Below are 21,612 nucleotides of genomic sequence, written 5' to 3'. Positions count from 1 at the left end.
TCGTCACTGGCACTCAGACGTAACGTTTACTGCCGCACTCTTCCGGCGGATACCCCTTGAACACCTCAGGCCCATCCATGGTCAGCAACAGTTTTCCGCCCTGGCGCGTGAGCCACGGGGTCGCTTCGCTGGTGCTCTCGGAGGTGATACCGGAGGGGCTCAGTTCAATGTGATCAAGGTCGATCTCGATCAAGCCGATCACGTAGGTGTAGACCGTGCTGCTGAACTCATCGTCCTCGAACTCGAAGGCGCACTCGACAACCTGATCGCCGTACTCCATACGCATTTTCGGTTTAAGTGAAGCCACCGAGACGGCGCCGTTGTCCAGCGCAGAATAGACGCTGCAGACCAGCGCAACCTTGCCCCCCATGTGCTGGGAGATCGCCGGGTTGATGTCGACCGTTTCAATGGCCGGTGCCGAATCGCTGGCACTGACCACGTCGCCGGTATGGAACACGAAGGGATCGATATCGAAGGCGCCGCTCTTGTCCGGGGCCTGGATGAAGGACATTCGACCATCGGGCCGCAGGATGCCGATCCTGAGGTCAAGATCGTCATTGTCGTCGTCATCGCCGTTATCCACCCAGGTCGCGCTGACGCGGATGACTTTCGGTGCAGACGGGCCTTTTTCCAGGGAGACCTTGTGGCTGGTGCCCGGTTTGTCGAGGGTGATCAGCGATTTGGCGATGTTTACCGGTTTGGCCGCAGGAGCGGCTGGCGCCTCTTCTTCAACCTCTACCCCGTAGAGGCCGCAAAGCCCGGCAAGTCCCGAGGCAAAACCCTGCCATACCGAACGCGCCTTGAACTGGCCATTTCGAACGTACAGATCGAGCACGATAATGCCCGTCTCCTGGCTGAATGCCCCCGGTGCGAGTTCCAGAATCTGGTCACCGACAACGACTTGGGCACGCAGATCCTTTACCGCTGCAAAACCACCACCGCTGCCATCTTGCGTCAGGGTAATGGCGATTCTGGTGATGCCGGACGGCATACGCGCCAGATCAAAACCGATGCGGTGGCTGACGATGCCGCTTTGTGTGACCGGAGCGATAAACATGGCGGCGCCGGACGCGTGTTCCGGGGCATTGAAGAAAACCATATCGCTGTCACCCGTGACCTTGCCGGCGTCAGTGACGAGAAAGGCCGTGAGGTTCACGTCGAGATTGTCGCCTGCGGCATGAGTGACAACGACGTGCCCTTTGGGCAGGCCGAGGGTGGTGTTTTCGCCAGGCTTGAGGGATTGATTCAAGGGGATTCGCCTATTCCATGGGATGTATATCAGCACAATGCCGGTGTGCCGCGCCTTCATTGAGGGGGTTGCGCGAGGGAGTTTAACGGCTGATGCAGAACGATGGCGCGTGATGCACGCTCAGACGCGCATAAAAAAACCGCTCATACAGAGCGGTTTTTTGTTCGAGGCCGGTTTAGCCAAACAGCCAATAGCCCAGCAGCGTCAGGACCAGCACCGCCAGTATCGGACGCATCACACGGTAAGCCTTGGGATTGCGACGTTTCCACTGTTTGACCACACCGCTGAACTTGTCGCTGAAGTTCTTGCTCCAGGCGTACGCCTGATTGATCCCGCCGACACGCTCATCATCGAGGTTCTGCGGTGCGGTAGCACGGCCGAGCCAAGCACTGATGGCGCGGTTGACGCGGGTCATGAAGCGGTTGCTCAGCGGACGTTCAACGTCGCAGAACAGAATCACGCGGGTCTTTTCGGTTTCATTCTTGACCCAGTGCACGTAAGTCTCATCGAACATCACGTCTTCGCCATCGCGCCAGGCGTAGATCTGACCGTCGACGAAGATCCGGCAATCGTCGGAGTTCGGTGTCGACAGGCCGAGGTGATAACGCAGGGAACCGGCAAACGGGTCGCGGTGCGGATTCAAGTGACTGCCGCCCGGCAGCAACGCGAACATCGCACCTTTGACGTTGGGTATTGCACTGACCAGCGCCACGGTCTTCGGGCACAGGGTTTCGGCCGATGGCAGGGGTTTGTCGTACCACTTGAGGTAGAAACGCTTCCAGCCCTTCTTGAAGAACGAGCCGAAACCAGCGTCGTTGTTCTTTTCGGCGGCGCGAATGTAGCCCTCGTCGAACAGGTGCATCGCTTCGTCGCGAATGACTTCCCAGTTATCGCGAAGCACATCAAGTTCCGGGAACTTGCTGCGATCGAGGTAGGGTTTTGACGGAACGCCGGAGAACAGGTACATCAACGCGTTATACGGGGCAAACAGCGCCGAGTGGTTGACGAACTGACGCAGGACCGGCAATCGCGCCTTGCCGCGCAAATGCACATACAGCGTGCTGCCGAGGAACAACAGCAACAGCAACGCCTTCGCGGCAAAGGAAAAGGTCATTAACGACTCCTTGAGAATAGGCAACTGTGCGCAACGCCATTTACCCGACGTGGCAGCCGGCCATGATAACCACTACCGGCCCGGGGAAAAACCCGCCTGACTGAACATTCAGTGTTAAGGATTGCGCAACAAAGCACTTATTAACATAAGGTTCCTGAACCTCGGCTGACCTGAGTCAATTCGTTTTACTGCTGGTTCTCCGCCTCGGTAAACAGATCACTGAACAACATGCTCGACAGATAACGTTCGCCGGAGTCCGGCAGGATCACCACGATGGTCTTGCCCTGCATTTCCGGGGTTTCGGCCAGACGCACCGCAACCGCCATCGCCGCACCGCATGAGATACCGCACAAAATCCCTTCCTCCTGCATCAGGCGCAGGGCCATGGCCTTGGATTCATCGTCGGTGACCAGTTCGACCCGATCGACGATCGACAAATCGAGGTTCTTCGGCACAAAACCGGCGCCAATGCCCTGAATCTTGTGCGGGCTCGGCTTGATCTCTTCGCCGGCCATCGCCTGGGTAATCACCGGCGACGAAACCGGCTCCACCGCCACCGAGATAATCGGTTTGCCCTGGGTATTCTTGATATACCGCGAAATACCGGTAATGGTTCCGCCCGTTCCGACGCCTGCCACCAGCACATCGACCGCGCCGTCGGTATCGTTCCAGATTTCCGGGCCGGTGGTTTTTTCGTGGATGGCCGGGTTGGCCGGGTTATCGAACTGCGATGGCATGAAGTACTTGGCCGGGTCGCTGGCGAGAATTTCCGCAGCCTTTTCGATTGCGCCCTTCATGCCCTTGGCCGGCTCGGTCAGCACCAGTTCGGCCCCGAGCGCCTTGAGTACCTTGCGGCGTTCAATACTCATGGACGCTGGCATGGTCAGCATCAACTTGTAACCACGGGCAGCAGCAACAAACGCCAGGCCGATGCCGGTATTGCCGGAAGTCGGCTCCACAATGGTCATGCCAGGCTTGAGTTTGCCGGTGCTTTCGGCGTCCCAGATCATGTTCGCGCCAATCCGGCATTTGACCGAATAACCGGGGTTGCGCCCCTCGATCTTAGCCAGGATGGTCACGCCGCGCGGCGCGATGCGATTGATCTGCACCAGCGGCGTATTGCCGATGGAATGGGCGTTGTCAGCGAAAATACGGCTCATGGCTGGGTCCTTATGCAGCGTTGGATAAGCCGTCCAAGGTATGCCTGTTGCCCGTGGTCGTCCAGTCAGGTCGAACGTCCGCTGGCGGTAGCAGTCAATGACTTTATACTGCCAAGGAATTGCCACCATGAAGCGTCGATACAGTTGGCCTCTGTGGACCCTCGCTGGCCTCGTTGTGCTGCTGATTGCCGTGCACATCGCCCTGCCCTACATGGTGCGCGATTACCTCAACGACAAACTGGCCGACATGGGCGACTACCGTGGCCAGATCACTGACGTGGACCTGGCCCTGTGGCGCGGCGCCTACAAAATCAACGGACTGAAGATCGTCAAGGTCGATGGCAAAGTCCCGGTGCCGTTCGTCAATGCACCGCTGATCGACCTCGCTGTCAGTTGGCATTCGCTCTGGTACGACCATGCCGTGGTGGCCAAGGTGCAGTTCATCAAACCCGAGCTGAACTTCGTCGACGGTGGCACTAACAAACAGAACTCCCAGACCGGTCGCGGCACGGACTGGCGCGCTCAACTGAGCAAACTGCTGCCTATCACCCTGAACGAAGTGCGGATCAACGACGGGAAAATCAGTTTTCGAAACTTTAGCTCTACCCCGCCGGTAAACATGAACGCCACCCAGGTCAACGCCAGCATTTATAACCTGACCAACGTCGTCGACACCAAAGGCAAGCGCGACGCCCGTTTCGAGGGCAAGGCGCTGCTGTTGGGCCAGGCCCCGCTGGAAGCCACCGCCACCTTCGATCCGCTGAGCAACTTCGAAGACTTCGAATTTCGACTGCGAGTCAAGAACATCGAGCTCAAACGCATGAACGACTTCGCCTCGGCCTACGGCAAATTCGACTTCAACGCCGGCCATGGCGACGTGGTGATCGAAGCCGAAGCCAATAAGGGCCAGCTCAAGGGCTACATCAAGCCACTGCTGCGCGACGTCGAAGTGTTCAATTGGCAACAAGATGTCGAGAACAAGAACAAAAGCTTTTTTCGCTCGGTCTGGGAAGCCATCGTCGGTGGCACCGAAACTGTGCTGAAGAACCAGCGCAAGAACCAGTTCGCGACCAAGGTCGAACTCAGCGGCAACGTACACCAGCAAGATATCAGCGCGTTCCAGGCGTTTTTGCAGATTTTGCGCAATGGTTTCATCCAGGCGTTCAATGCCCGGTATGAACAGCCCAAGCCGGATGCGGGTTAGGGTTAGGGTTTACGCGTGACGGTGTAGCGACCCGTTTCCTCGGCCGCCTCCAATGCTGAACATTGCTGCAAGGAATCCCAGCCCAGACAGGCCAGGGCTAATGACCTGGGTACCGCTTCGCGTCCGCTGCTGTAGCGGCTGATACTGCGGGCACTGACGCCCAGTGCTTCAGCGGCCTGATTCAACGGCAACCCGGTGCGGGCGCGCCAGTTGATGAAGATCCGGGTGTTTTCGTCGGTAGCGTTTTGCGCAAGAGCATCAAGGTACAAAGAGTCTGCACCAATCTGAATATCCGGCTCGGGCCACTCCACCGTCCAGCCATCATCGCCGAGGGATGCGCCTTCAAAGACATGATCCGCAAGCAACGGCTGCAACCCCGGATAAGCGTGCAAATCCGCACTCAAATCCAGTGTCAGCTGTTGACCGTCAATAAACGTCAGCGCCAGACGATAATCCGGCAAAGCCCTGACAGCGTTCAGCCGTGGGCGCTTCATGGGTAACATCGTTTCCAGTCCTCCAACAATTGCACCTGATGGGCTCCCACCCATTCCAATGCTTCCCTGATAATCAACGGCGGCGCCCTTCCTGCCATGACTTCGACGGTTTCCAGGCTGAGCATCACGTCCAACCCGCCACCGGTCAGGTGAACGTGGGGCGGTGGATGATCCTTCTCGCGCAACTGAATGCGGTACTTATCGCGAAATCGGTATTTAGTAGACATGCCGCGAAGGCTATCGCCAAATCGGCGATACCTGAATGCTGGCCTTGCGCCGAGACTGAGTCAAGATGTGACGCCCCATTCAGAGACTGAATAACCCGTCTGCGTTCACAGTCGACCGGGCAGCGCGTTATAGTCGGGGGACTACACTTATTGCGCCCCGCCCTGCCCCGTTCAGGTCGGCGTTACCGTTCGAGGATTAGCAGATGAAGTTCGAAGGCACCCAGGCCTACGTCGCCACCGATGACCTGAAGCTGGCGGTCAACGCCGCTATCACCCTGGAGCGTCCGCTGCTGGTCAAGGGCGAGCCGGGCACCGGCAAGACCATGCTCGCCGAGCAACTGGCCGAGTCCTTTGGCGCCAAGTTGATTACCTGGCACATCAAGTCCACAACCAAGGCGCATCAGGGCCTGTACGAGTACGACGCGGTCAGCCGTCTGCGTGACTCGCAACTGGGCACCGAAAAGGTCCACGACGTTCGCAACTACCTGAAAAAGGGCAAGCTGTGGGAAGCCTTCGAGTCCGAAGAACGGGTGATCCTGCTGATCGACGAAATTGACAAGGCTGACATCGAGTTCCCGAACGACCTGCTGCAAGAACTCGACAAGATGGAGTTCTACGTTTACGAGATCGACGAGACGATCAAGGCCAAGATTCGCCCGATCATCATCATTACCTCCAACAACGAGAAAGAGCTGCCGGACGCATTTCTGCGCCGCTGCTTCTTCCACTACATCGCCTTCCCGGACCGCGTGACGATGCAGCGGATCGTCGATGTGCACTACCCGAACATCAAGAAAGACCTGGTCAGCGAAGCGCTGGACGTGTTCTTCGACGTGCGCAAAGTGCCGGGCCTGAAGAAGAAGCCGTCGACCTCCGAACTGGTGGACTGGCTCAAACTGCTGATGGCCGACAACATCGGCGAAGCAGTGCTGCGCGAACGTGATCCGACCAAGGCTATCCCGCCGCTGGCCGGTGCGCTGGTGAAGAACGAACAGGACGTGCAATTGCTTGAGCGCCTGGCGTTTATGAGCCGTCGCGGCTCTCGCTAAGTATCGCTTTTTTTAACAAAAGCGGAGGCGATCGCCATGCTGCTCAACCTGTTCAATGAAATGCGCGCCGCCAAGGTGCCGGTCTCGGTGCGCGAGCTGCTGGACCTGATCAACGCGCTGAAACAACGCGTGGTCTTCGCCGACATGGACGAGTTTTATTACTTGTCCCGGACGATTCTGGTGAAGGACGAAAAGCATTTCGACAAATTCGACCGGGCTTTCGGCGCCTACTTCAATGGCCTGGAAAAACTCGACGACCACCTTCAGGCATTGATTCCGGAAGACTGGCTGCGCAAGGAATTCGAGCGTTCCCTGAGCGATGAAGAACGGGCGCAGATCCAGTCCCTCGGCGGCCTCGACAAGTTGATCGAAGAGTTCAAGAAACGCCTCGAAGAACAGAAAGAACGCCATGCCGGCGGCAACAAATGGATCGGCACCGGCGGCACCAGCCCGTTCGGCTCCGGCGGCTTTAACCCGGAAGGTATTCGGGTCGGCGATGCCGGCAAGCGTCAGGGCAAAGCGGTCAAGGTCTGGGATCAGCGCGAGTACAAGAACCTCGACGACTCGGTGGAACTGGGCACGCGCAACATCAAGGTTGCCCTGCGCCGGCTGCGCAAATTTGCCCGTCAGGGTGCGGCCGAAGAACTGGACATCGACGGCACCATCGACCACACCGCCCGCGATGCCGGGCTGCTGAACATTCAGATGCGGCCGGAGCGGCGCAACACCGTCAAGCTGTTGCTGCTGTTCGACATCGGCGGCTCGATGGACGCCCACGTGAAGATTTGCGAAGAGCTGTTCTCGGCCTGCAAGACCGAGTTCAAGCACCTGGAGTACTTCTACTTCCACAACTTCATTTATGAATCGGTGTGGAAGAACAACATGCGCCGCACCTCCGAGCGTTTCTCGACTCAGGATCTGCTGCACAAATACGGCGCCGATTACAAAGTGATCTTCATCGGCGACGCCGCCATGGCGCCCTATGAAATCACCCAGGCTGGCGGCAGCGTGGAGCACTGGAACGAAGAGGCGGGTTATGTGTGGATGCAGCGCTTCATGGCGAAGTACAAGAAGCTCATCTGGATCAACCCGTACCCGAAAGACACTTGGGGCTACACCTCGTCGACCAACATCGTGCGCGATTTGATCGAAGACCAGATGTATCCGCTGACCTTGCGCGGGTTGGAGGAAGGGATGCGGTTTTTGTCCAAGTAGAGATGATTGTTGTCCGGGATGACACCATCGCGGGCAAGCCTCGTTCCTACAGGGTTAACACCGAAACCTGTAGGAGCGAGGCTTGCCCGCGAAGCTTTTAGCGATTCACAAACTGACGCAAATACCCGACCTGCTCCCGATGCGCCACGTCCTGCACCACCGGCCGCAACCGTACCTTCGCCCCGGGCAAACACTGCGCCAGCCGCGCCAGGGCCAACGGCGTCAATGCGCCTAATCTCGGATAGCCGCCAATGGTCTGTCGATCATTGAGCAACACAATCGGCTGTCCGTCCGGTGGCACCTGCACTGCGCCCAGCGGGATGCCTTCGGAGATCATCGGCTTGCCCTGGTACTGCAACGGCGTGCCCAGCAGGCGAATGCCCATGCGGTCGGCACGACTGTCGAGGGTCCAAGTGCTGTTGAACGCATCAAACAGGCTTTGCCCGCTGAACGCGCCGATCTGCGCGCCGAGCACCAGGTCCAGAGGCACATTCGATTTCAGATCCGGCCGTAGCGCCAACGGCACCTCACGAACCCACCGCGACTCACCGCGATAACTCAGCGTCGAACCCTTGACCAAAGGCCGGCCCATGCCATCCAGCCCGCCGAGTTCCTCACGGATCACCGTCGCGCTGCTGCCCAACACCTTCGGCGCGTCGAAACCACCCGGTGCTGCCAGATAAGCCCGCGCTCCGAGCAGCGGCTGGGTGAATTTCAACGTCTGCCCTTTGCTCAATTTGAAACTGCGCCACGGCGCCAACGCCTCGCCATTCACCTGCGCGCCCAGATCCGCGCCCGCCAGCGCCAGCACACAATCTTCCTCGGCCAGCACGCTGAACCCGCCAAGGGTGATTTCCACCACAGGCGCATCCAACCCGTTGCCCAACAGCCAATTCGCCCATGACATCGAGCGCCAGTCCAGCCCGCCGCCCTGGGTCACACCCAAGTGCCGCACGCCAAAACGGCCAGCGTCCTGCAACAGGCACAGCGGCGTACTCGCTTCAATCCTCAGACGGCTCATGCCTGGGCCTCCAGTGGCGTATCGTCACCGCCCAGGTTGATGAACTCGGCATGACTGACGGCTTCGAACCGCACCGTGTCGCCGGGTTGCATCAGGCTATAGCCGTCACGTTCGCGGTCGAACAGTTTGGCCGGGGTACGGCCGATCAGGTTCCAGCCTCCGGGCGACACCACCGGATAAGCGGCGGTTTGCCGCTCGGCAATTCCCACGCTACCCGCTGCGACTTTCTTACGCGGGGTGTTCAGACGCGGCGCGGCGAGGATTTCCTCTACTAAACCCATGAAGGCGAAACCTGGTGCGAAGCCCAGCGCGAACACCTGATATTCGCGATCGCTGTGGCGGCGGATTACGTCGTCCACCGCCAACCCGCTGCGTTGGGACAACAGGCTCAATTCGGGGCCGACGCTCAAGTCATACCAGACCGGCAGCACATGGCATTTGCCGCTGGTACTGGCATTGGGCGATAGATCGATCAACGCTTGCGCGATCAATTCCCGCGCCTGAACCGGGCTCAATGCAGTCAGGTCGTAATGCACCATCAACGTCGTGTAGGACGGCACAAGGTCGATCAAATGCCCGGCAAACGCTGCGCGCAGCCCTTCGCTGGCCGCGAGCATCCACGGCATGTTCGCTTCGGCGATTTCATCGAACAGGCGCACCATCAGGCAGTCCAGCGCGACTACTTCAACCCGTGGTTTCATGACGCACTCTGCTGATTCAAGGCCTCACGAATACGCTGCACGGCGGCCACAGAACTGGCGTTGTCGCCGTGGACGCACAAGGTGTTGGCCTGCAAGTGCAAAGCGCTGCCATCGCTGGCCGTGAGGTTGGCGCCACGGGCAATGATTAGCGCCTGCTCAATGATTTTCTCGGGATCGTGATGCACCGCGCCCGGCAATTGTCGCGAAACCAACATGCCGGCGCTGTCGTAGGCGCGGTCGGCGAAGGCTTCGAACCACAGCGTCACGCCGTATTCGTCGCCCAATTGTTGCGCGGCACTGTTGTCGCGGGTGGCCATCAGCATCAACGGCAACGTGCGATCGTAGGCGGCCACAGCCTGGATCACCGCACGCAATTGCGCCGGATTGGCCATCATGTCGTTGTACATCGCGCCGTGGGGTTTGACGTAACTCACCCGCCCGCCCTGAGCCCGACAGATGCCGTCGAGGGCGCCGATCTGGTAATGCAGGATGTCCTGAAGTTCCTGGGCGGTGTAGGCCATGGAACGTCGACCGAACCCGACCAGGTCCTGATAGGCCGGGTGCGCTCCAATCTTCACGCCGCGGCTCAGGGCCAGGCTGACGGTCTTGCGCATGATGCTCGGGTCGCCGGCATGGAAGCCGCAGGCGATGTTGGCACAATCAATGAAGGGCATGACCTCGGCGTCCAGACCCATGGTCCAGTTGCCGAAACTCTCGCCGATGTCGCAGTTCAATAGCAGGCGGCTCACGGTGAACACTCCTGTAGGCATATTCTTTTTTTACTGTCGGGCAGATGCCCGGCAGATTATCAGTTGCTGATTATTAAGCTATTGGGCGTCGAGTTGCTTGCCACGAGTTTCCGGCAGGCTCAAGGCTGCGAGGATCACCACGCCGTAGGACACCGCCGCAAACGCCCCGATGCCAACGCTTAACGGCACCGTCTGGCTGAGCAAACCGATCAACAGCGGAAACAACGCCGCCAACGCACGACCGATGTTGTAGCAAAAACCCTGGCCCGAGCCGCGAATTCGCGTGGGAAACAACTCGGTCAAAAACGCGCCCATGCCACTGAAAATCCCCGAGGCAAAGAAGCCCAGCGGGAAGCCCAGCCACAGCATCACGCCGTTGCTGACGTGTAATTGGGTGTAGAGCAACACGATGGTGAACGAGCCGACGGCGAACAGAATGAAGTTCTTCTTGCGGCCGAGGATGTCAGTCAAATACGCGCTGATGACATAACCGACGTAGGAACCGACGATCACCATCGCCAGATAACCGCCCGTGCCGAGTACGCTCAACCCCCGTTCGTTCTTCAGAAAAGTTGGCAACCAAGAGGTAATCGCGTAGTAACCGCCCAGTGCGCCAGTGGTCAGCACCGAAGCGCGAATCGTGGTGAAGAGGATGCCGGGAGCGAAGATCTCGTAGAATTTTGCCGGGTTGCTTGGTTCTTGCTTGGCTTTGGCTTCGCGGTAAATCTCCGGGTCCTTGACCAGTCGACGGACGAAAATCACAAAAATCGCCGGGACGATGCCAAGGATAAACAGTGCGCGCCAAGCGTCTTCCGGCGGCAACACCGAGAACAGCAGCGCATACAGAATCGCCGTCAATCCCCAGCCCAACGCCCAGCCCGATTGCACCATGCCCACGGCTTTGCCACGGTCCTTGGCGCGAATCACTTCGCCCATCAGCACAGCCCCGGCGGTCCATTCACCACCGAAACCGAAACCCATCAAGGTGCGGCTGATCAGCAGTTGTTCGTAGTTCTGGGCGAAGCCGCAGAGGAAGGTGAAGAAGGCGAACCACAGCACGGTCAGCTGCAACGTGCGCACGCGGCCGATGCGGTCGGAGAGAATCCCCGCCACCCAGCCGCCGATGGCCGAAGCGATCAGGGTGCTGGTGTGAATGAGTCCGGCCTGCCCGGTGGTGATGCCCCACATGGCAATCAGGGTCGGCACCACGAAGCTGAGCATCTGGGTGTCCATGCCGTCCAGGCCATAGCCGATCTTGCAGCTCCAGAAGGTCCGGCGCTCCTGTTTGTTGATGTTGCGATACCAGTCGAACGGTCCCGGGCGAGTTGTGGCCTTGGGGAGGTCGAGGGTGTCGGGCGCACTCATGGCAAATCTCCGTGCAAATTTTATTGGTATTGTTCGAAGCCCCGACGACGCCTATCGTGGGAACCGGATGCGCCGATTTTTGGACGCCCGGCCCTGCGGCGTCCAACTAATAAAAACCCGCTCCAGACATAAGAAAAAGTTGATTACATGAACCTGAAGTTCCTAGAGACCTTTGTCTGGGTCGCCCGACTCAAGAGTTTTCGCCTGACTGCGGACAAGCTCTTCACCACCCAGGCGTCGATTTCCAGCCGCATCGCCGTGCTCGAAAGTGAGCTGGGGGTGAAGCTGTTCCTGCGCGATTCCCGGGGTGTAAGCCTGACGCCGGAAGGTTTGAAAGTGCTCGAATACGCCGAGCAGATGATGGACACCATGCAGGCGCTAAAGCAGTCGATCGAGACCCGTTCGAGCAAGGTCGGAAGGATTCGGATCGGTGTGATGGACACGGTGATTCACACCTGGCTGAGCCCGTTGGTGGCGCAGATGATGGATCACTATCCGCTGGTGGAAATCGAGCTGGTGGCCGATACCTCGCTCAACCTCTGCGATCAGCTGCAAAAAGGCTTTCTCGATCTGATCCTGCAAACCGACCTGTTGCGTCAGGAAAGCGTGCGCAGCCTGGAACTGGCCAGCCACCCGATGGGCTGGATCGTCGCCAGTAACTCAATCTACAACCGCAACTACGCCGACCTCGCTGAACTGGCGCAGGAACGGATCATTACCTACTCGAAAAACTCGCATCCGCATCAGGATATTTTGGCGTTGATGCAGGCCAACGGCGTGATGGCGCCACGATTGAACTGCGTGAATTCGGTGTCGGCGATTACCCGGTTGTTGCGCGACGGCTTCGGGATTGGCGCGCTGCCGCCGGTGTTGGTGGCCGAGGAACTGGCGCGCGGGGAGTTGACCTTGCTGGCTATCGATCAACGGCCACCGAATTTGCAGGTGGTGGTGTCGTGGCGGGTCGGGGTTGAGTGGGTCGAGGAGATCGTGACGTTGTGTCAGCAGGTGTTGGCGGGGTATGCGCAGAAGGTGGGTGATGGGTATGTGGTTTTGAACCCCTGAACAGCAAAAGATCGCAGCCTTCGGCAGCTCCTACAGAGATTGGAGTAGGAGCTGCCGGAGGCTGCGATCTTTTGATCTTTTGTTCTTACAACCCACGCACATCCCGATCTTCAATCGGCCGGCTCTGGCGCAGGCGTTTGCCGCCGAGCACCACCCAGTCGATCAACCGGAACAGGCATTCAATGCCGAATGACAACAGCAACGCGCCACTCATGCCCCAGATCATCGCTTCCGGGGTCAGCAGGATCTGGTAGCTGTAGCCGTTCCAGGTTTCCTTGCGAATATCCGGGTCGGCGGCCAGCGCCACTTGCAGGACGCGGATGTACCACGGACCTTGCATGGCCTGGAACTGTTTATCCAGGGCCAACTGCCGGGTGAGCAAGGTGCTCAAGCTGTCGGCATCGCTGCGAAAGATCGGGTCTTCGCTTTCGCGGTAGTGGGCGACCAAGGCCTGCATATCGCCCTTGAAGAACTGATTGGCGGTGCCCTGGAAACCACTCAAACCGGTCTGCGCTTCAATCAGATGCGCTTCGACCCGTTTCGCGTAGTCGCTGATGAAGCCCGGCACCTGGACACCGATCAACAGGCCCGCCGCAAACAACACCAGCCGTAGATAACTGAGCAACATTGAGGTGAGTCCTTATTCGGTCTTGCCCTGGCTGACGCATTCACCGCGTCGCCAGAGGCTCCATTGGCCCGGTTCGTAGCGGGTCCAGGTTTCGTTTTCGGTCAACGGTTCGGTGGCGATCACCGTGACCACATCGTTAGGCGTGGTTTCGGCCTGGAAGTCGACGATCACATCGACATCCTTCAGGCGCGCCGGGCCGAACGGGGCGCGGCGGGTGATCTGCGCCAGTTTGGTCGAGCAATAGCAGAACAGCCAGTCGCCGTCGCTGAGCAGGCAGTTGAACACGCCTTTGCTGCGGTACTCGGCGCAGGCGGCCACCAGGTCTGGCAGCAGTTCTTCGATCTCGACCGGTTCAGGGAACGCTGCCCGCACCCGGTTGAGCAAGTCGCAGAACGCCGCTTCGCTGTCGGTATCACCGACGGGGCGGTAAAAACTCTTGATTGGCTCAAAGTCCGCGAGCTGGCCGTTGTGAGCGAAACACCAGTTACGCCCCCACAACTCGCGCACAAACGGGTGGGTGTTGGACAGGCAGACCTTGCCGACGTTGGCCTGGCGGATGTGCCCGATCACCACTTCGCTCTTGATCGGGTAGCGCTGCACCAGGTTCGCTACTTCGGACTCGCAGCTTGCCGCCGGGTCCTGGAACAAGCGCAGGCCGCGGCCTTCATAGAAAGCGATGCCCCAGCCGTCACGGTGCGGCCCGGTACGCCCGCCGCGCTGCATCAGCCCGGTGAAGCTGAACACGATATCGGTCGGGACATTGGCGCTCATGCCCAATAACTCACACATGCTCGGACTCTCGCTTCAATGCAGGGGCAAGGTTACAAACGCGGTTCGATGCGCGAACGCTGGGGGTTGTTCGGGACCGGTGGACGGCCGTAGCGATCATCGCCGGCAACGCCGAACGGTTGATCGTTATCGCGTTCCTCAGCCTTGATCGCCGCCTTCGCCGCAGCAGCCTGTTCTTTGCGGGCGTTGGACGCGCGCTCGATCGGCCAGCGGATCAGTACGAAAATCAGGTACAGGCCAAACGCGATCATGCCGTACATGAACAGATCGGAAATTGCCCGCCAGGCGTTGTTACCCACCTTGAACGCCAGGTCCAGGGCGGTAATGGCGATGGCCGGGGCGACTTTTTCCTTCACCGGATCGATGATGGTCGGGCTGAACAGCAACACCGCCACGAGCAGCCGCAGTGGCTCGCGCAGGTAGCGCCACATCCAGCGGGTCAAGCGCATCCACACCAACAGGCAGCCTAAAGCGGCAAAGGCGTAGAGGCCCCAAGCGATCAGATAGTCGTTCTCGGTCATGGTGTCCATGGCAAGGCAGGCAAAGAGGCGCTTATAGTAACGACTTTTCGCCCGTCAGGCTTGTCCCAATAGACACACGACCTGCGGGAGCAAGCCTGCTCGCGAATACGGACTGTCAGTTGAAACATGATTGTCTAACCCAGCGCTTTCGCGAGCAGGCGAAGGCCTGCAGGGTTTGCGGTGATATCCAGATTTGCGAAACCCCCTATTCCGTACATTGTCCGAGAGCCCTTCATGCCCTTATCCGTCAACGTCACCAGCGCCCCGATTGCCCGCAAGGCTGAAGGTTCTGACCCGTATGCCTGGCTCCAGGAGCGCGACACCGACGCGGTGCTCGATTACCTGAAGGCTGAAAACAGCTATCAAGAATCGCAAACCGCTGATCAGGCCGGGCTGCGCGAAACCCTGTTCGAAGAGATCAAGGGCCGGATTCTCGAAACCGACCTGTCCCTGCCTTCGCCGTGGGGGCCGTACCTGTATTACACCCGCACCACGGCCGGCGACGAATACGCCCGCCATTACCGCTGCCCCCGCCCGGCCGATGACAGCCTGCTCATCGATGAAAACCAGGAACAATTGCTGCTGGACCCGAACGTACTGGCCAATGGCGGCTTCTTCTCCCTCGGCTCGTTCAGCATCAGCCCGGACCACCAGCGTCTGGCCTACAGCCTCGACGCCACCGGCGATGAGATTTACACGCTGTTCGTGAAGGAGTTATCCAACGGCAAGGTCAGCGAACTGGAATTCGAGGACTGCGACGGCAGCATGACCTGGGCCAACGACAGCCTGACGCTGTTTTTCGGCGTGCTCGACGACACTCACCGCCCGCACAAACTGTTCCGTTATCGCCTGGACGGCACGGCCGCCGAAGAAGTCTTCCATGAAGCGGACGGCCGATTTTTCCTGCACTGTTACCGTTCCAGTTCTGAACAGCAATTGCTGCTGTCCCTGGGCAGCAAGACCACCAGCGAAGTCTGGGTGCTCGATGCGTTCCAGCCGCAGCAGGCTTTTACCTGCCTGGCGCCACGGGTTGAGGACCACGAATACGACGTCGACCACGGCGCGCTCGATGGCCAATGGACCTGGTTTATTCGCACCAACCGCGACGGCATCAACTTCGCCCTGTACACCGCCCTCGATACCGGCGTCGCGCCGACCGAGGCGGACTGGCAGAACCTGATTCCCCACAGCGACAGCGTGATGCTCGAAGGCCTGAGCCTGAACGTCGAAGCCGTGACCCTGAGCCTGCGCGAGGGTGGCTTGCCGATCATCGAGGTTCGCCCGCAAGGCTTGGCGCCTTATCGCGTGCAATTGCCGGACGCAGCCTACAGCCTGCATGTGCAGAACAGCCTGGAATTCGTCAGCGACAAGATTCGTCTGCGTTACGAGGCGTTGAACCGTCCGGCGCAGGTTCGTCAGTTGGACTTGGCCACTGGCGAGCAGAAAGTCCTGAAGGAAACTCCGGTGCTCGGCCCGTTCGACGCCGACGCCTACGTCAGCCAACGCCTGTGGGCCACCGCGCCGGACGGCACGCAAGTGCCGATCAGTTTGGTCATGAAACGCGAAATGGTCGGCAAAACAGTGCCACTGTATCTCTATGGCTACGGCGCTTACGGCGAAAGCCTCGACCCGTGGTTTTCCCATGCCCGTTTGAGTCTGCTGGATCGCGACGTGGCGTTTGCCATCGCTCACGTGCGTGGCGGCGGTGAGCTGGGCGAAGCCTGGTACCGCGCCGGCAAGCAGGAGCACAAGCACAACACCTTCAGCGACTTCATCGCCTGCGCCGAGCATTTGATCGCCAACGGTTTCACCACGCCACAGCAGTTGGCGATCAGCGGTGGCAGTGCCGGTGGATTGCTGATCGGCGCGGTACTCAATCAGCGTCCGGAGTTGTTTGCGGCGGCGATTGCCGAGGTGCCGTTCGTCGACGTACTGAACACCATGCTCGACCCGGATTTACCACTGACCGTCACCGAATACGACGAATGGGGCAATCCGGAAGAGCCAGACGTCTATGATCGGATCAAGGCCTACGCCCCGTACGAAAACGTCACCGCCCAGGCGTATCCGGCGACCCTGGTGATCGCCGGCTACAACGACAGTCGCGTGCAGTATTGGGAAGCGGCCAAGTGGGTGGCGAAATTGCGCGCGACCAAAACCGACAACAATCCCCTGCTGCTCAAGACCGAACTGGGCGCCGGGCATGGTGGAATGAGCGGTCGATATCAGGGATTACGTGACGTAGCCCTCGAATACGCATTTGTTTTCAAGGTTTTGGGCATCGCCTGAGGAACTCCACCGGTCACTTGGGTCTTAACTCCAGACCCATTGTGGCGAGGGGATTTATCCCCGTTGGGCTGCGAAGCGGCCCCAAAACCTGCAAACTCAGTATTCCTGAAGCACCGAGTTGGCAGGATTTGCGACTGCTGCGCAGCCGAGCGGGGATAAATCCCCTCGCCACAAAAGCCCGTTCCTACGGGATCCGTGTATAGCCTTGAAATGTGAAAACAATAAAGACCGTGACGACATGTCAGAACCGACCTTACTGAACAACGAAATTCGCGACTGGCTGATGGACTGCGGCCTGTTCGATCAACTGCTGCCAGCCGACTTCGCCGCCGCTTCCGGCTATTTCAGCATCAGCACCATCGCCCAGGGCAAAGAGATCTTCCACGAGGGCGATGCCGGCAGTTTCATGTGCATCATCCACACCGGCCAGGTGTCGGTGCAAAAGACCAACGGCGACGGGCAAACGGTGATCATGGCCACCCTGCGCAGCGGTCGGGCGTTCGGCGAGATGGCCGTGCTCGATGGCGAGCGGCGCTCGGCCAGTTGTGTCGCAGCGAGCAATTGTCAGTTGCTCAACCTGGGCAAGGACTCGCTGGAAAAAATGCTCAACGATGCGCCAAAGATCGCGGCGAAAATCATCCGCGCCCTCGCCGTCTCCCTTTCCAAACGCCTGCGCATGGCGGATGGGCAACTGCTGTCACAGCAAGTGTAAGTGTCGCTCCTCGCCTGACGACAACAGCCACTCGTCAAAAGAGGAACGTATTTGTGAGACAGGACACTACCCACCCGGCGATTTGATTTTGGTGCTGTTCTGCTCAAGGCCCGGCAAGGTCTGGTCCTTGGGTGGGCTCGGCATTTCGATCGGCTCCAACGGCTGGCTGCCGCTGCCCGAACCGGCACGGGGTACGTTGGTGGGGGTGATCTGCGGGTACGGCGTGGGTGTCGCAGTACCGGGTGATCCGGGCATCGGCGCGGGACTGGTGGGGATGGTTTGCTGCTCCTGGGCCTGCACTGCAGTAATCGAGAGCGCGGCCAAGGCAATGACCGTTAGAATAGTGCGCTTCATCAATGGCTCCGTTGGCCTTGTTGTCTGCTTGCAGGCTACTCCCAACTGCGTCCGTTTGCCTTATGCCAATTTTCCTCAAGAGCCTCCCATGAAACGTTTCGTTCTGCTCGACACCGCCCCTATCCCTGAAAACGGCGGTGCCCTGTGCCTGTTCGAATACGGTGAAGATTTCGTCATCAAGATCCAGGGTGGCGACGGCGGGCAGTTGATGAACACCCGCATGCACGGCTCCGAAGACGCCCTGGCCGAGATCCCGTGCCGCAAGGTTGCCGGCCGCCCGAACTCACGCGTTTTGATCGGTGGCCTGGGCATGGGCTTCACTCTCGCCTCGGCCCTCAAGCATTTGGGCAAGACCGCTGAGGTGGTGGTCGCCGAACTGGTACCGGGCGTGGTCGAGTGGAATCGTGGGCCGCTGGGCGAAAAGGCCGGCAACCCGCTGCTCGACCCGCGCACCGTGATCCGCATGGAAGACGTCGCCAAGGTGCTGCAAGCCGAACCGCAGGGTTTCGATGCGATCATGCTCGACGTCGACAACGGCCCCGAAGGCCTGACCCAGCGCGCCAACAGCTGGCTCTACTCCGCCGGTGGCCTGAGCGCCTGCGCCAAGGCCCTGCGCCCCAAAGGCGTGCTGGCCGTCTGGTCGGCCAGTGCCGACAAGCAGTTTTCCGACAAGTTGAAGAAGGCCGGTTTCAAGGCCGAGGAAGTGCAAGTCTTCGCCCACGGCAACAAAGGCACGCGCCACACCATCTGGATTGCCGAGAAGCTCAAGGGCTGAGCTAAACTCACTGCGTAACCGTCATTAGTCTTTTTACAAAGGTGAACCCATGAGTTCGTCCACCCCGACCAACACCTCGAAGCTGGACCGTATCCTCGCCGACAACCAGCGCGACAAGGAAATGGGTTACCGCGACAAGGCCCTGAAGATGTACCCGCACGTGTGCGGCCGCTGCGCCCGTGAGTTCGCCGGCAAGCGCCTGAGCGAACTGACCGTGCACCACCGCGACCACAACCACGACAACAACCCGCAGGACGGCTCGAACTGGGAACTGTTGTGCCTGTATTGCCACGACAACGAACACTCCCGTTACACCGACCAGCAGTACTTCAGCGAAGGCTCCCTCAGCACGCCGAAAGTCGCCAAGGCTACGCACAACCCGTTCGCGGCGTTGGCCGGGCTGATGAAAAAAGAAGACTGATGATCTTCAGCGCTTGAACTGGTCCCTTCGCGAGCAGGCTCGCTCCCACATTTGATCGGTGGTGTACACAAAATGAATGTGGGAGCGAGCTTGCTCGCGATGGCGGTTGCCCAGGCACCGCCAATCCCGAAACTGACCGCTCCCGTCCAATCCCCGTATAATCGCGCTTTTTCCCCGAAGGCACCCCGCTCGTGGCAGATAAACGGTACAGCTGCATTGGTTTGTATAACCCCAAGTCACCGGAGAACGTCGGTTCGGTGATGCGCGCCGCTGGCTGTTATGGCGCGGCTTCGGTGTTCTACACCGGCAAGCGCTATGAACGCGCCGCCGACTTCGTCACCGACACCAAGCGTGTGCACTACGACATTCCGCTGATCGGCATCGATGACCTGAAAAAGATTCTGCCGCTGGGCTGCACACCAGTTGCCGTGGAACTGGTGGAAGGCGCTCGTTCGCTGCCGGAATACACCCACCCGGACCGTGCCCTCTACATTTTCGGCCCGGAAGACGGCTCACTGGATCAAGACATCCGTGACTGGTGTGAAGACGTGATCTACATCCCGACCACCGGTTGCATGAACCTCGCGGCCACGGTCAACGTCGTGCTCTACGACCGCATGGCCAAGGGCCTGAACACTCGCTCCGGTCCGAAATTCCGCTGATTCACCGCACATCTGATGGAACAAGCTGCCCGCCCCGGCAGTCAGCTTAACTATCCATTACTGCCTGGAGACAGATCATGAGCGAACTCAAACGCGTAGAGCGCATTCAATCCACGCCATTCCAGACCTCCCCTGACCAGAACGTCGAGGGCTGGGAGCGCATCGGCTCCCTGGCCGGCGGCATGGTAATGGTCGGCAAAGGCCTGCGTCGCGGCGGCGTGTTCGGTTTGATTCAAGTGGCGATTGGCGGCGTGGCGTTGGCCCGTGGCATCACCGGGCACAGCTCGGTGAAAAGCCTGCTGGAAAAAAGCCGTCAGGACATGAACAACGTGCGGGCGAAGATTCAGCGGGCGGGGGAAGAGTTGAGCCAGTTGAAGGCGAATGCCGAGGCGGCGACCAACACCGCGACCGTGACCGGCAATGATTCTTTGAATTCGCCCAAAGCCGGGGGCTGATCCGATATTGCGGTGAGGCTTATGGCCTCATCGCGAGCAAGCTCGCTCCCACAGTTGACCGCGTTGTCCAGACGGCCGCGGTCTAATGTGGAAGCGAGCCTGCTCGCGATGGCGGTGTTACTGAAGCAACTCCGTATCGAGCACCTTGGAAGACTCACCAATGACGCTCTCGGCAAGCTGAACAAATTCCTTGGTATCAACACTCCCCAGATGCATCGCCCCACGCAACACATCATCGAGCGAGCGTTTGTTGCGGGTCTTCAGGCGAATCTCGCGATCCAGTTCCCCCAGCAAAATCACTGTTTTTGACACCTGCGCCGGGCTGAGCTTCTCACCGCGCAAGGTCGTGACCTGCTGGCTGTCCTTGGCCAACTTTTTCTGCAAGCTCTCGTACCGTTCATCACTCATGCCGCCGGCACGGCGCACCAGTTCGATGGCGTAGAACTCGGCAAACCCTTCACTGATCCAGTCGCTGCGCTCACGGTCATTGATTCGCCCGAACACTTGGACCATCTCCCGCACCAGCGCACTGCTGCCGCTTTCGCTGACCAGCGGCATTCGGCTGTTGAGGTAGATCGACTCCCGCGCCGCCAGACTGCCACGCCACATCGGGTCACTGGCGCCGACGATCAGCAACTTGCTCGGGTGACGCGGGAACACCGCTTGTGCTTGCGGCCAGACAAAGGTCAGCAGTGTCAGCACATCCATGCGATGCATGCCCTGCCCTTGCGGCGAGGCCACGGTCACTTCGGTTTCACCCAGGCGCGTGCGGCGACTGCCAAGGTGGCCGGCGAGCATCCATCCCGTCGGGCGGTCAAACAGCCGTGACGGGTTGTCGATGCGGAATTTGTTTTTACCGATGCGCGGCCAAGCGGTTTCGACGCTCTTCCAGCCGTCAGGCAATTCAAATTGCAAACGCGAGACCAGCTCAGTGCCGTCCTGTTGATCCAGTTTTGCGGGGGCACCAATTCGTCGCCGCGCATCAACGCCCAATTCGGGGTCATGCGCGTGTCGAAGCTGCCGTTCTTGCGGTCGTGGCTGATGCGTACGCGGTAGGTCAGGCTGGCTTTTTCACTGGAGGGGCGCCAGACACCGCGCGCCTGTTTGCCCGGGTTCAGCAACCACTGGCCGTCGGCTTTGAAGTCGCTGTAATGGCTACCATCGCCGAGGTCGAAATCGATGCTGCGCACCGCTTCGCCTTTGGCCAATGTGAGGCGCACTTCCGCCTGATCGCTCTGCGGTAACAGGCGCACGTGGTAATCGAGGTCGACTTTCTTTGCCGCCCACACCGGCGTACTGAAGACCAGCAGGCCGAACAGCAGCGCTCGCAGCAAACCCACAGCCATACACACTCCTTGTGGCAGTCAGAATTATTTTGTCAGTGCCGGGCACTCAG

General features: G+C 59.5%; 23 protein-coding genes and 1 pseudogene. 10 read left to right on the top strand and 14 right to left on the bottom strand.

The genetic code is table 11. The annotated features are described in order from the left end of the window. Window positions 1-13: 13 nt before the first annotated feature. From JFT87_RS12140 to cysK, 3 genes are all read right to left on the bottom strand, one after another. Entirely contained in the window at window positions 14-1,249 is a 1,236-nt protein-coding gene (locus JFT87_RS12140) for a TerD family protein (protein WP_201201560.1), read from the bottom strand. Window positions 1,250-1,424: 175 nt separating this feature from the next. Further along, window positions 1,425-2,363: an aspartyl/asparaginyl beta-hydroxylase domain-containing protein gene (locus JFT87_RS12135; protein ID WP_201201559.1), complete on the bottom strand. Its 939-nt coding sequence runs from the start codon at window positions 2,361-2,363 to the stop codon at window positions 1,425-1,427. A 185-nt stretch (window positions 2,364-2,548) separates the two neighbouring features. Further along, window positions 2,549-3,523, bottom strand: a complete 975-nt coding sequence (gene cysK / locus JFT87_RS12130; protein WP_201201558.1) for a cysteine synthase A — start codon at window positions 3,521-3,523, stop codon at window positions 2,549-2,551. A 127-nt stretch (window positions 3,524-3,650) separates the two neighbouring features. On the opposite strand from cysK, the gene JFT87_RS12125 reads away from it, so the two are divergent. Continuing rightward, window positions 3,651-4,727 (top strand): DUF748 domain-containing protein, encoded by a 1,077-nt coding sequence (locus JFT87_RS12125; protein ID WP_201201557.1) that lies wholly within the window; start codon window positions 3,651-3,653, stop codon window positions 4,725-4,727. Between the two features lie 2 nt (window positions 4,728-4,729). On the opposite strand, the gene JFT87_RS12120 is transcribed toward JFT87_RS12125, so the two are convergent. Then, window positions 4,730-5,230, bottom strand: a complete 501-nt coding sequence (locus JFT87_RS12120) for a DUF2442 domain-containing protein (RefSeq protein WP_201201555.1) — start codon at window positions 5,228-5,230, stop codon at window positions 4,730-4,732. After that, window positions 5,218-5,448 (bottom strand): DUF4160 domain-containing protein, encoded by a 231-nt coding sequence (locus tag JFT87_RS12115; RefSeq protein WP_133839255.1) that lies wholly within the window; start codon window positions 5,446-5,448, stop codon window positions 5,218-5,220. The genes JFT87_RS12120 and JFT87_RS12115 overlap by 13 nt, the downstream gene beginning before the upstream one ends. Window positions 5,449-5,651: 203 nt before the next feature. Between JFT87_RS12115 and JFT87_RS12110 the strand changes: the two genes are divergently transcribed. Both JFT87_RS12110 and JFT87_RS12105 read left to right on the top strand, forming a co-directional pair. After that, complete coding sequence (locus JFT87_RS12110; protein WP_201201554.1) at window positions 5,652-6,497, top strand: AAA family ATPase; 846 nt, start codon at window positions 5,652-5,654, stop codon at window positions 6,495-6,497. A 36-nt stretch (window positions 6,498-6,533) separates the two neighbouring features. Further along, window positions 6,534-7,712, top strand: a complete 1,179-nt coding sequence (locus tag JFT87_RS12105) for a vWA domain-containing protein (protein WP_201201552.1) — start codon at window positions 6,534-6,536, stop codon at window positions 7,710-7,712. Between the two features lie 97 nt (window positions 7,713-7,809). Here JFT87_RS12105 and JFT87_RS12100 read toward each other — a convergent pair whose 3' ends face one another. The 4 genes from JFT87_RS12100 to JFT87_RS12085 all read right to left on the bottom strand — a co-directional run bounded on the left by JFT87_RS12100 (window position 7,810) and on the right by JFT87_RS12085 (window position 11,548). After that, a complete protein-coding gene (locus tag JFT87_RS12100; protein ID WP_201201550.1) occupies window positions 7,810-8,733 on the bottom strand; it encodes a 5-oxoprolinase subunit C family protein in 924 nt (307 codons plus the stop codon). Further along, window positions 8,730-9,434: a 5-oxoprolinase subunit B family protein gene (locus tag JFT87_RS12095; RefSeq protein WP_201201549.1), complete on the bottom strand. Its 705-nt coding sequence runs from the start codon at window positions 9,432-9,434 to the stop codon at window positions 8,730-8,732. The genes JFT87_RS12100 and JFT87_RS12095 overlap by 4 nt, the downstream gene beginning before the upstream one ends. Continuing rightward, the gene (locus JFT87_RS12090) at window positions 9,431-10,183 is read right to left on the bottom strand and encodes a 5-oxoprolinase subunit PxpA (protein WP_201201547.1); all 753 of its coding nucleotides are present in this window, start codon (window positions 10,181-10,183) and stop codon (window positions 9,431-9,433) included. The genes JFT87_RS12095 and JFT87_RS12090 overlap by 4 nt, the downstream gene beginning before the upstream one ends. Window positions 10,184-10,261: 78 nt before the next feature. Then, the gene (locus tag JFT87_RS12085; RefSeq protein WP_201201545.1) at window positions 10,262-11,548 is read right to left on the bottom strand and encodes an MFS transporter; all 1,287 of its coding nucleotides are present in this window, start codon (window positions 11,546-11,548) and stop codon (window positions 10,262-10,264) included. Window positions 11,549-11,695: 147 nt separating this feature from the next. On the opposite strand from JFT87_RS12085, the gene JFT87_RS12080 reads away from it, so the two are divergent. Further along, complete coding sequence (locus JFT87_RS12080; RefSeq protein ID WP_201201543.1) at window positions 11,696-12,610, top strand: LysR family transcriptional regulator; 915 nt, start codon at window positions 11,696-11,698, stop codon at window positions 12,608-12,610. An 85-nt stretch (window positions 12,611-12,695) separates the two neighbouring features. Here the strand turns inward: JFT87_RS12080 and JFT87_RS12075 are convergent, their stop codons facing one another. From JFT87_RS12075 to JFT87_RS12065, 3 genes are read right to left on the bottom strand one after another with little or no spacing between them, the layout of a single operon-like run. Next, a complete protein-coding gene (locus JFT87_RS12075; protein ID WP_201201541.1) occupies window positions 12,696-13,238 on the bottom strand; it encodes a DUF2937 family protein in 543 nt (180 codons plus the stop codon). Between the two features lie 12 nt (window positions 13,239-13,250). Further along, the gene (locus JFT87_RS12070) at window positions 13,251-14,027 is read right to left on the bottom strand and encodes a class II glutamine amidotransferase (protein ID WP_054049027.1); all 777 of its coding nucleotides are present in this window, start codon (window positions 14,025-14,027) and stop codon (window positions 13,251-13,253) included. 32 nt (window positions 14,028-14,059) lie between these two features. Next, on the bottom strand, window positions 14,060-14,557 hold the full coding sequence (locus JFT87_RS12065) for an MFS transporter (protein WP_201195182.1): 498 nt from the start codon (window positions 14,555-14,557) through the stop codon (window positions 14,060-14,062). Between the two features lie 225 nt (window positions 14,558-14,782). Here JFT87_RS12065 and JFT87_RS12060 point away from each other — a divergent pair, with 225 nt between their 5' ends. Together JFT87_RS12060 and JFT87_RS12055 are read left to right on the top strand one after the other, a co-directional pair. Continuing rightward, window positions 14,783-16,837, top strand: a complete 2,055-nt coding sequence (locus JFT87_RS12060) for a S9 family peptidase (protein ID WP_201201539.1) — start codon at window positions 14,783-14,785, stop codon at window positions 16,835-16,837. A 238-nt stretch (window positions 16,838-17,075) separates the two neighbouring features. Next, window positions 17,076-17,549, top strand: a complete 474-nt coding sequence (locus JFT87_RS12055; protein WP_201201537.1) for a cyclic nucleotide-binding domain-containing protein — start codon at window positions 17,076-17,078, stop codon at window positions 17,547-17,549. A 66-nt stretch (window positions 17,550-17,615) separates the two neighbouring features. Here the strand turns inward: JFT87_RS12055 and JFT87_RS12050 are convergent, their stop codons facing one another. Next, window positions 17,616-17,903: a hypothetical protein gene (locus tag JFT87_RS12050; protein ID WP_201201535.1), complete on the bottom strand. Its 288-nt coding sequence runs from the start codon at window positions 17,901-17,903 to the stop codon at window positions 17,616-17,618. Between the two features lie 88 nt (window positions 17,904-17,991). Here JFT87_RS12050 and JFT87_RS12045 point away from each other — a divergent pair, with 88 nt between their 5' ends. The 4 genes from JFT87_RS12045 to JFT87_RS12030 all read left to right on the top strand — a co-directional run bounded on the left by JFT87_RS12045 (window position 17,992) and on the right by JFT87_RS12030 (window position 20,216). After that, window positions 17,992-18,678, top strand: a complete 687-nt coding sequence (locus JFT87_RS12045; protein WP_027925870.1) for a spermidine synthase — start codon at window positions 17,992-17,994, stop codon at window positions 18,676-18,678. Window positions 18,679-18,727: 49 nt separating this feature from the next. Next, window positions 18,728-19,099 carry a YajD family HNH nuclease gene (locus JFT87_RS12040; RefSeq protein ID WP_201201533.1) on the top strand — a complete coding sequence of 124 codons (372 nt, stop codon included), beginning with the start codon at window positions 18,728-18,730 and terminating at the stop codon, window positions 19,097-19,099. Window positions 19,100-19,290: 191 nt separating this feature from the next. Then, complete coding sequence (locus JFT87_RS12035) at window positions 19,291-19,761, top strand: RNA methyltransferase (RefSeq protein ID WP_201195200.1); 471 nt, start codon at window positions 19,291-19,293, stop codon at window positions 19,759-19,761. Window positions 19,762-19,838: 77 nt separating this feature from the next. After that, complete coding sequence (locus tag JFT87_RS12030; RefSeq protein WP_201201532.1) at window positions 19,839-20,216, top strand: YgaP family membrane protein; 378 nt, start codon at window positions 19,839-19,841, stop codon at window positions 20,214-20,216. A gap of 117 nt (window positions 20,217-20,333) precedes the next feature. Here JFT87_RS12030 and JFT87_RS12025 read toward each other — a convergent pair. Then, window positions 20,334-21,562, bottom strand: a pseudogene (locus JFT87_RS12025) (hypothetical protein). Between the last annotated feature and the right edge of the window lie 50 nt (window positions 21,563-21,612).

This window comes from Pseudomonas sp. TH15, assembly GCF_016651105.1.
Lineage (GTDB): Bacteria > Pseudomonadota > Gammaproteobacteria > Pseudomonadales > Pseudomonadaceae > Aquipseudomonas.
The sequence above is the reverse complement of the archived record's forward strand: the minus strand, read 5'-3'. Positions and strand labels throughout refer to the sequence as shown.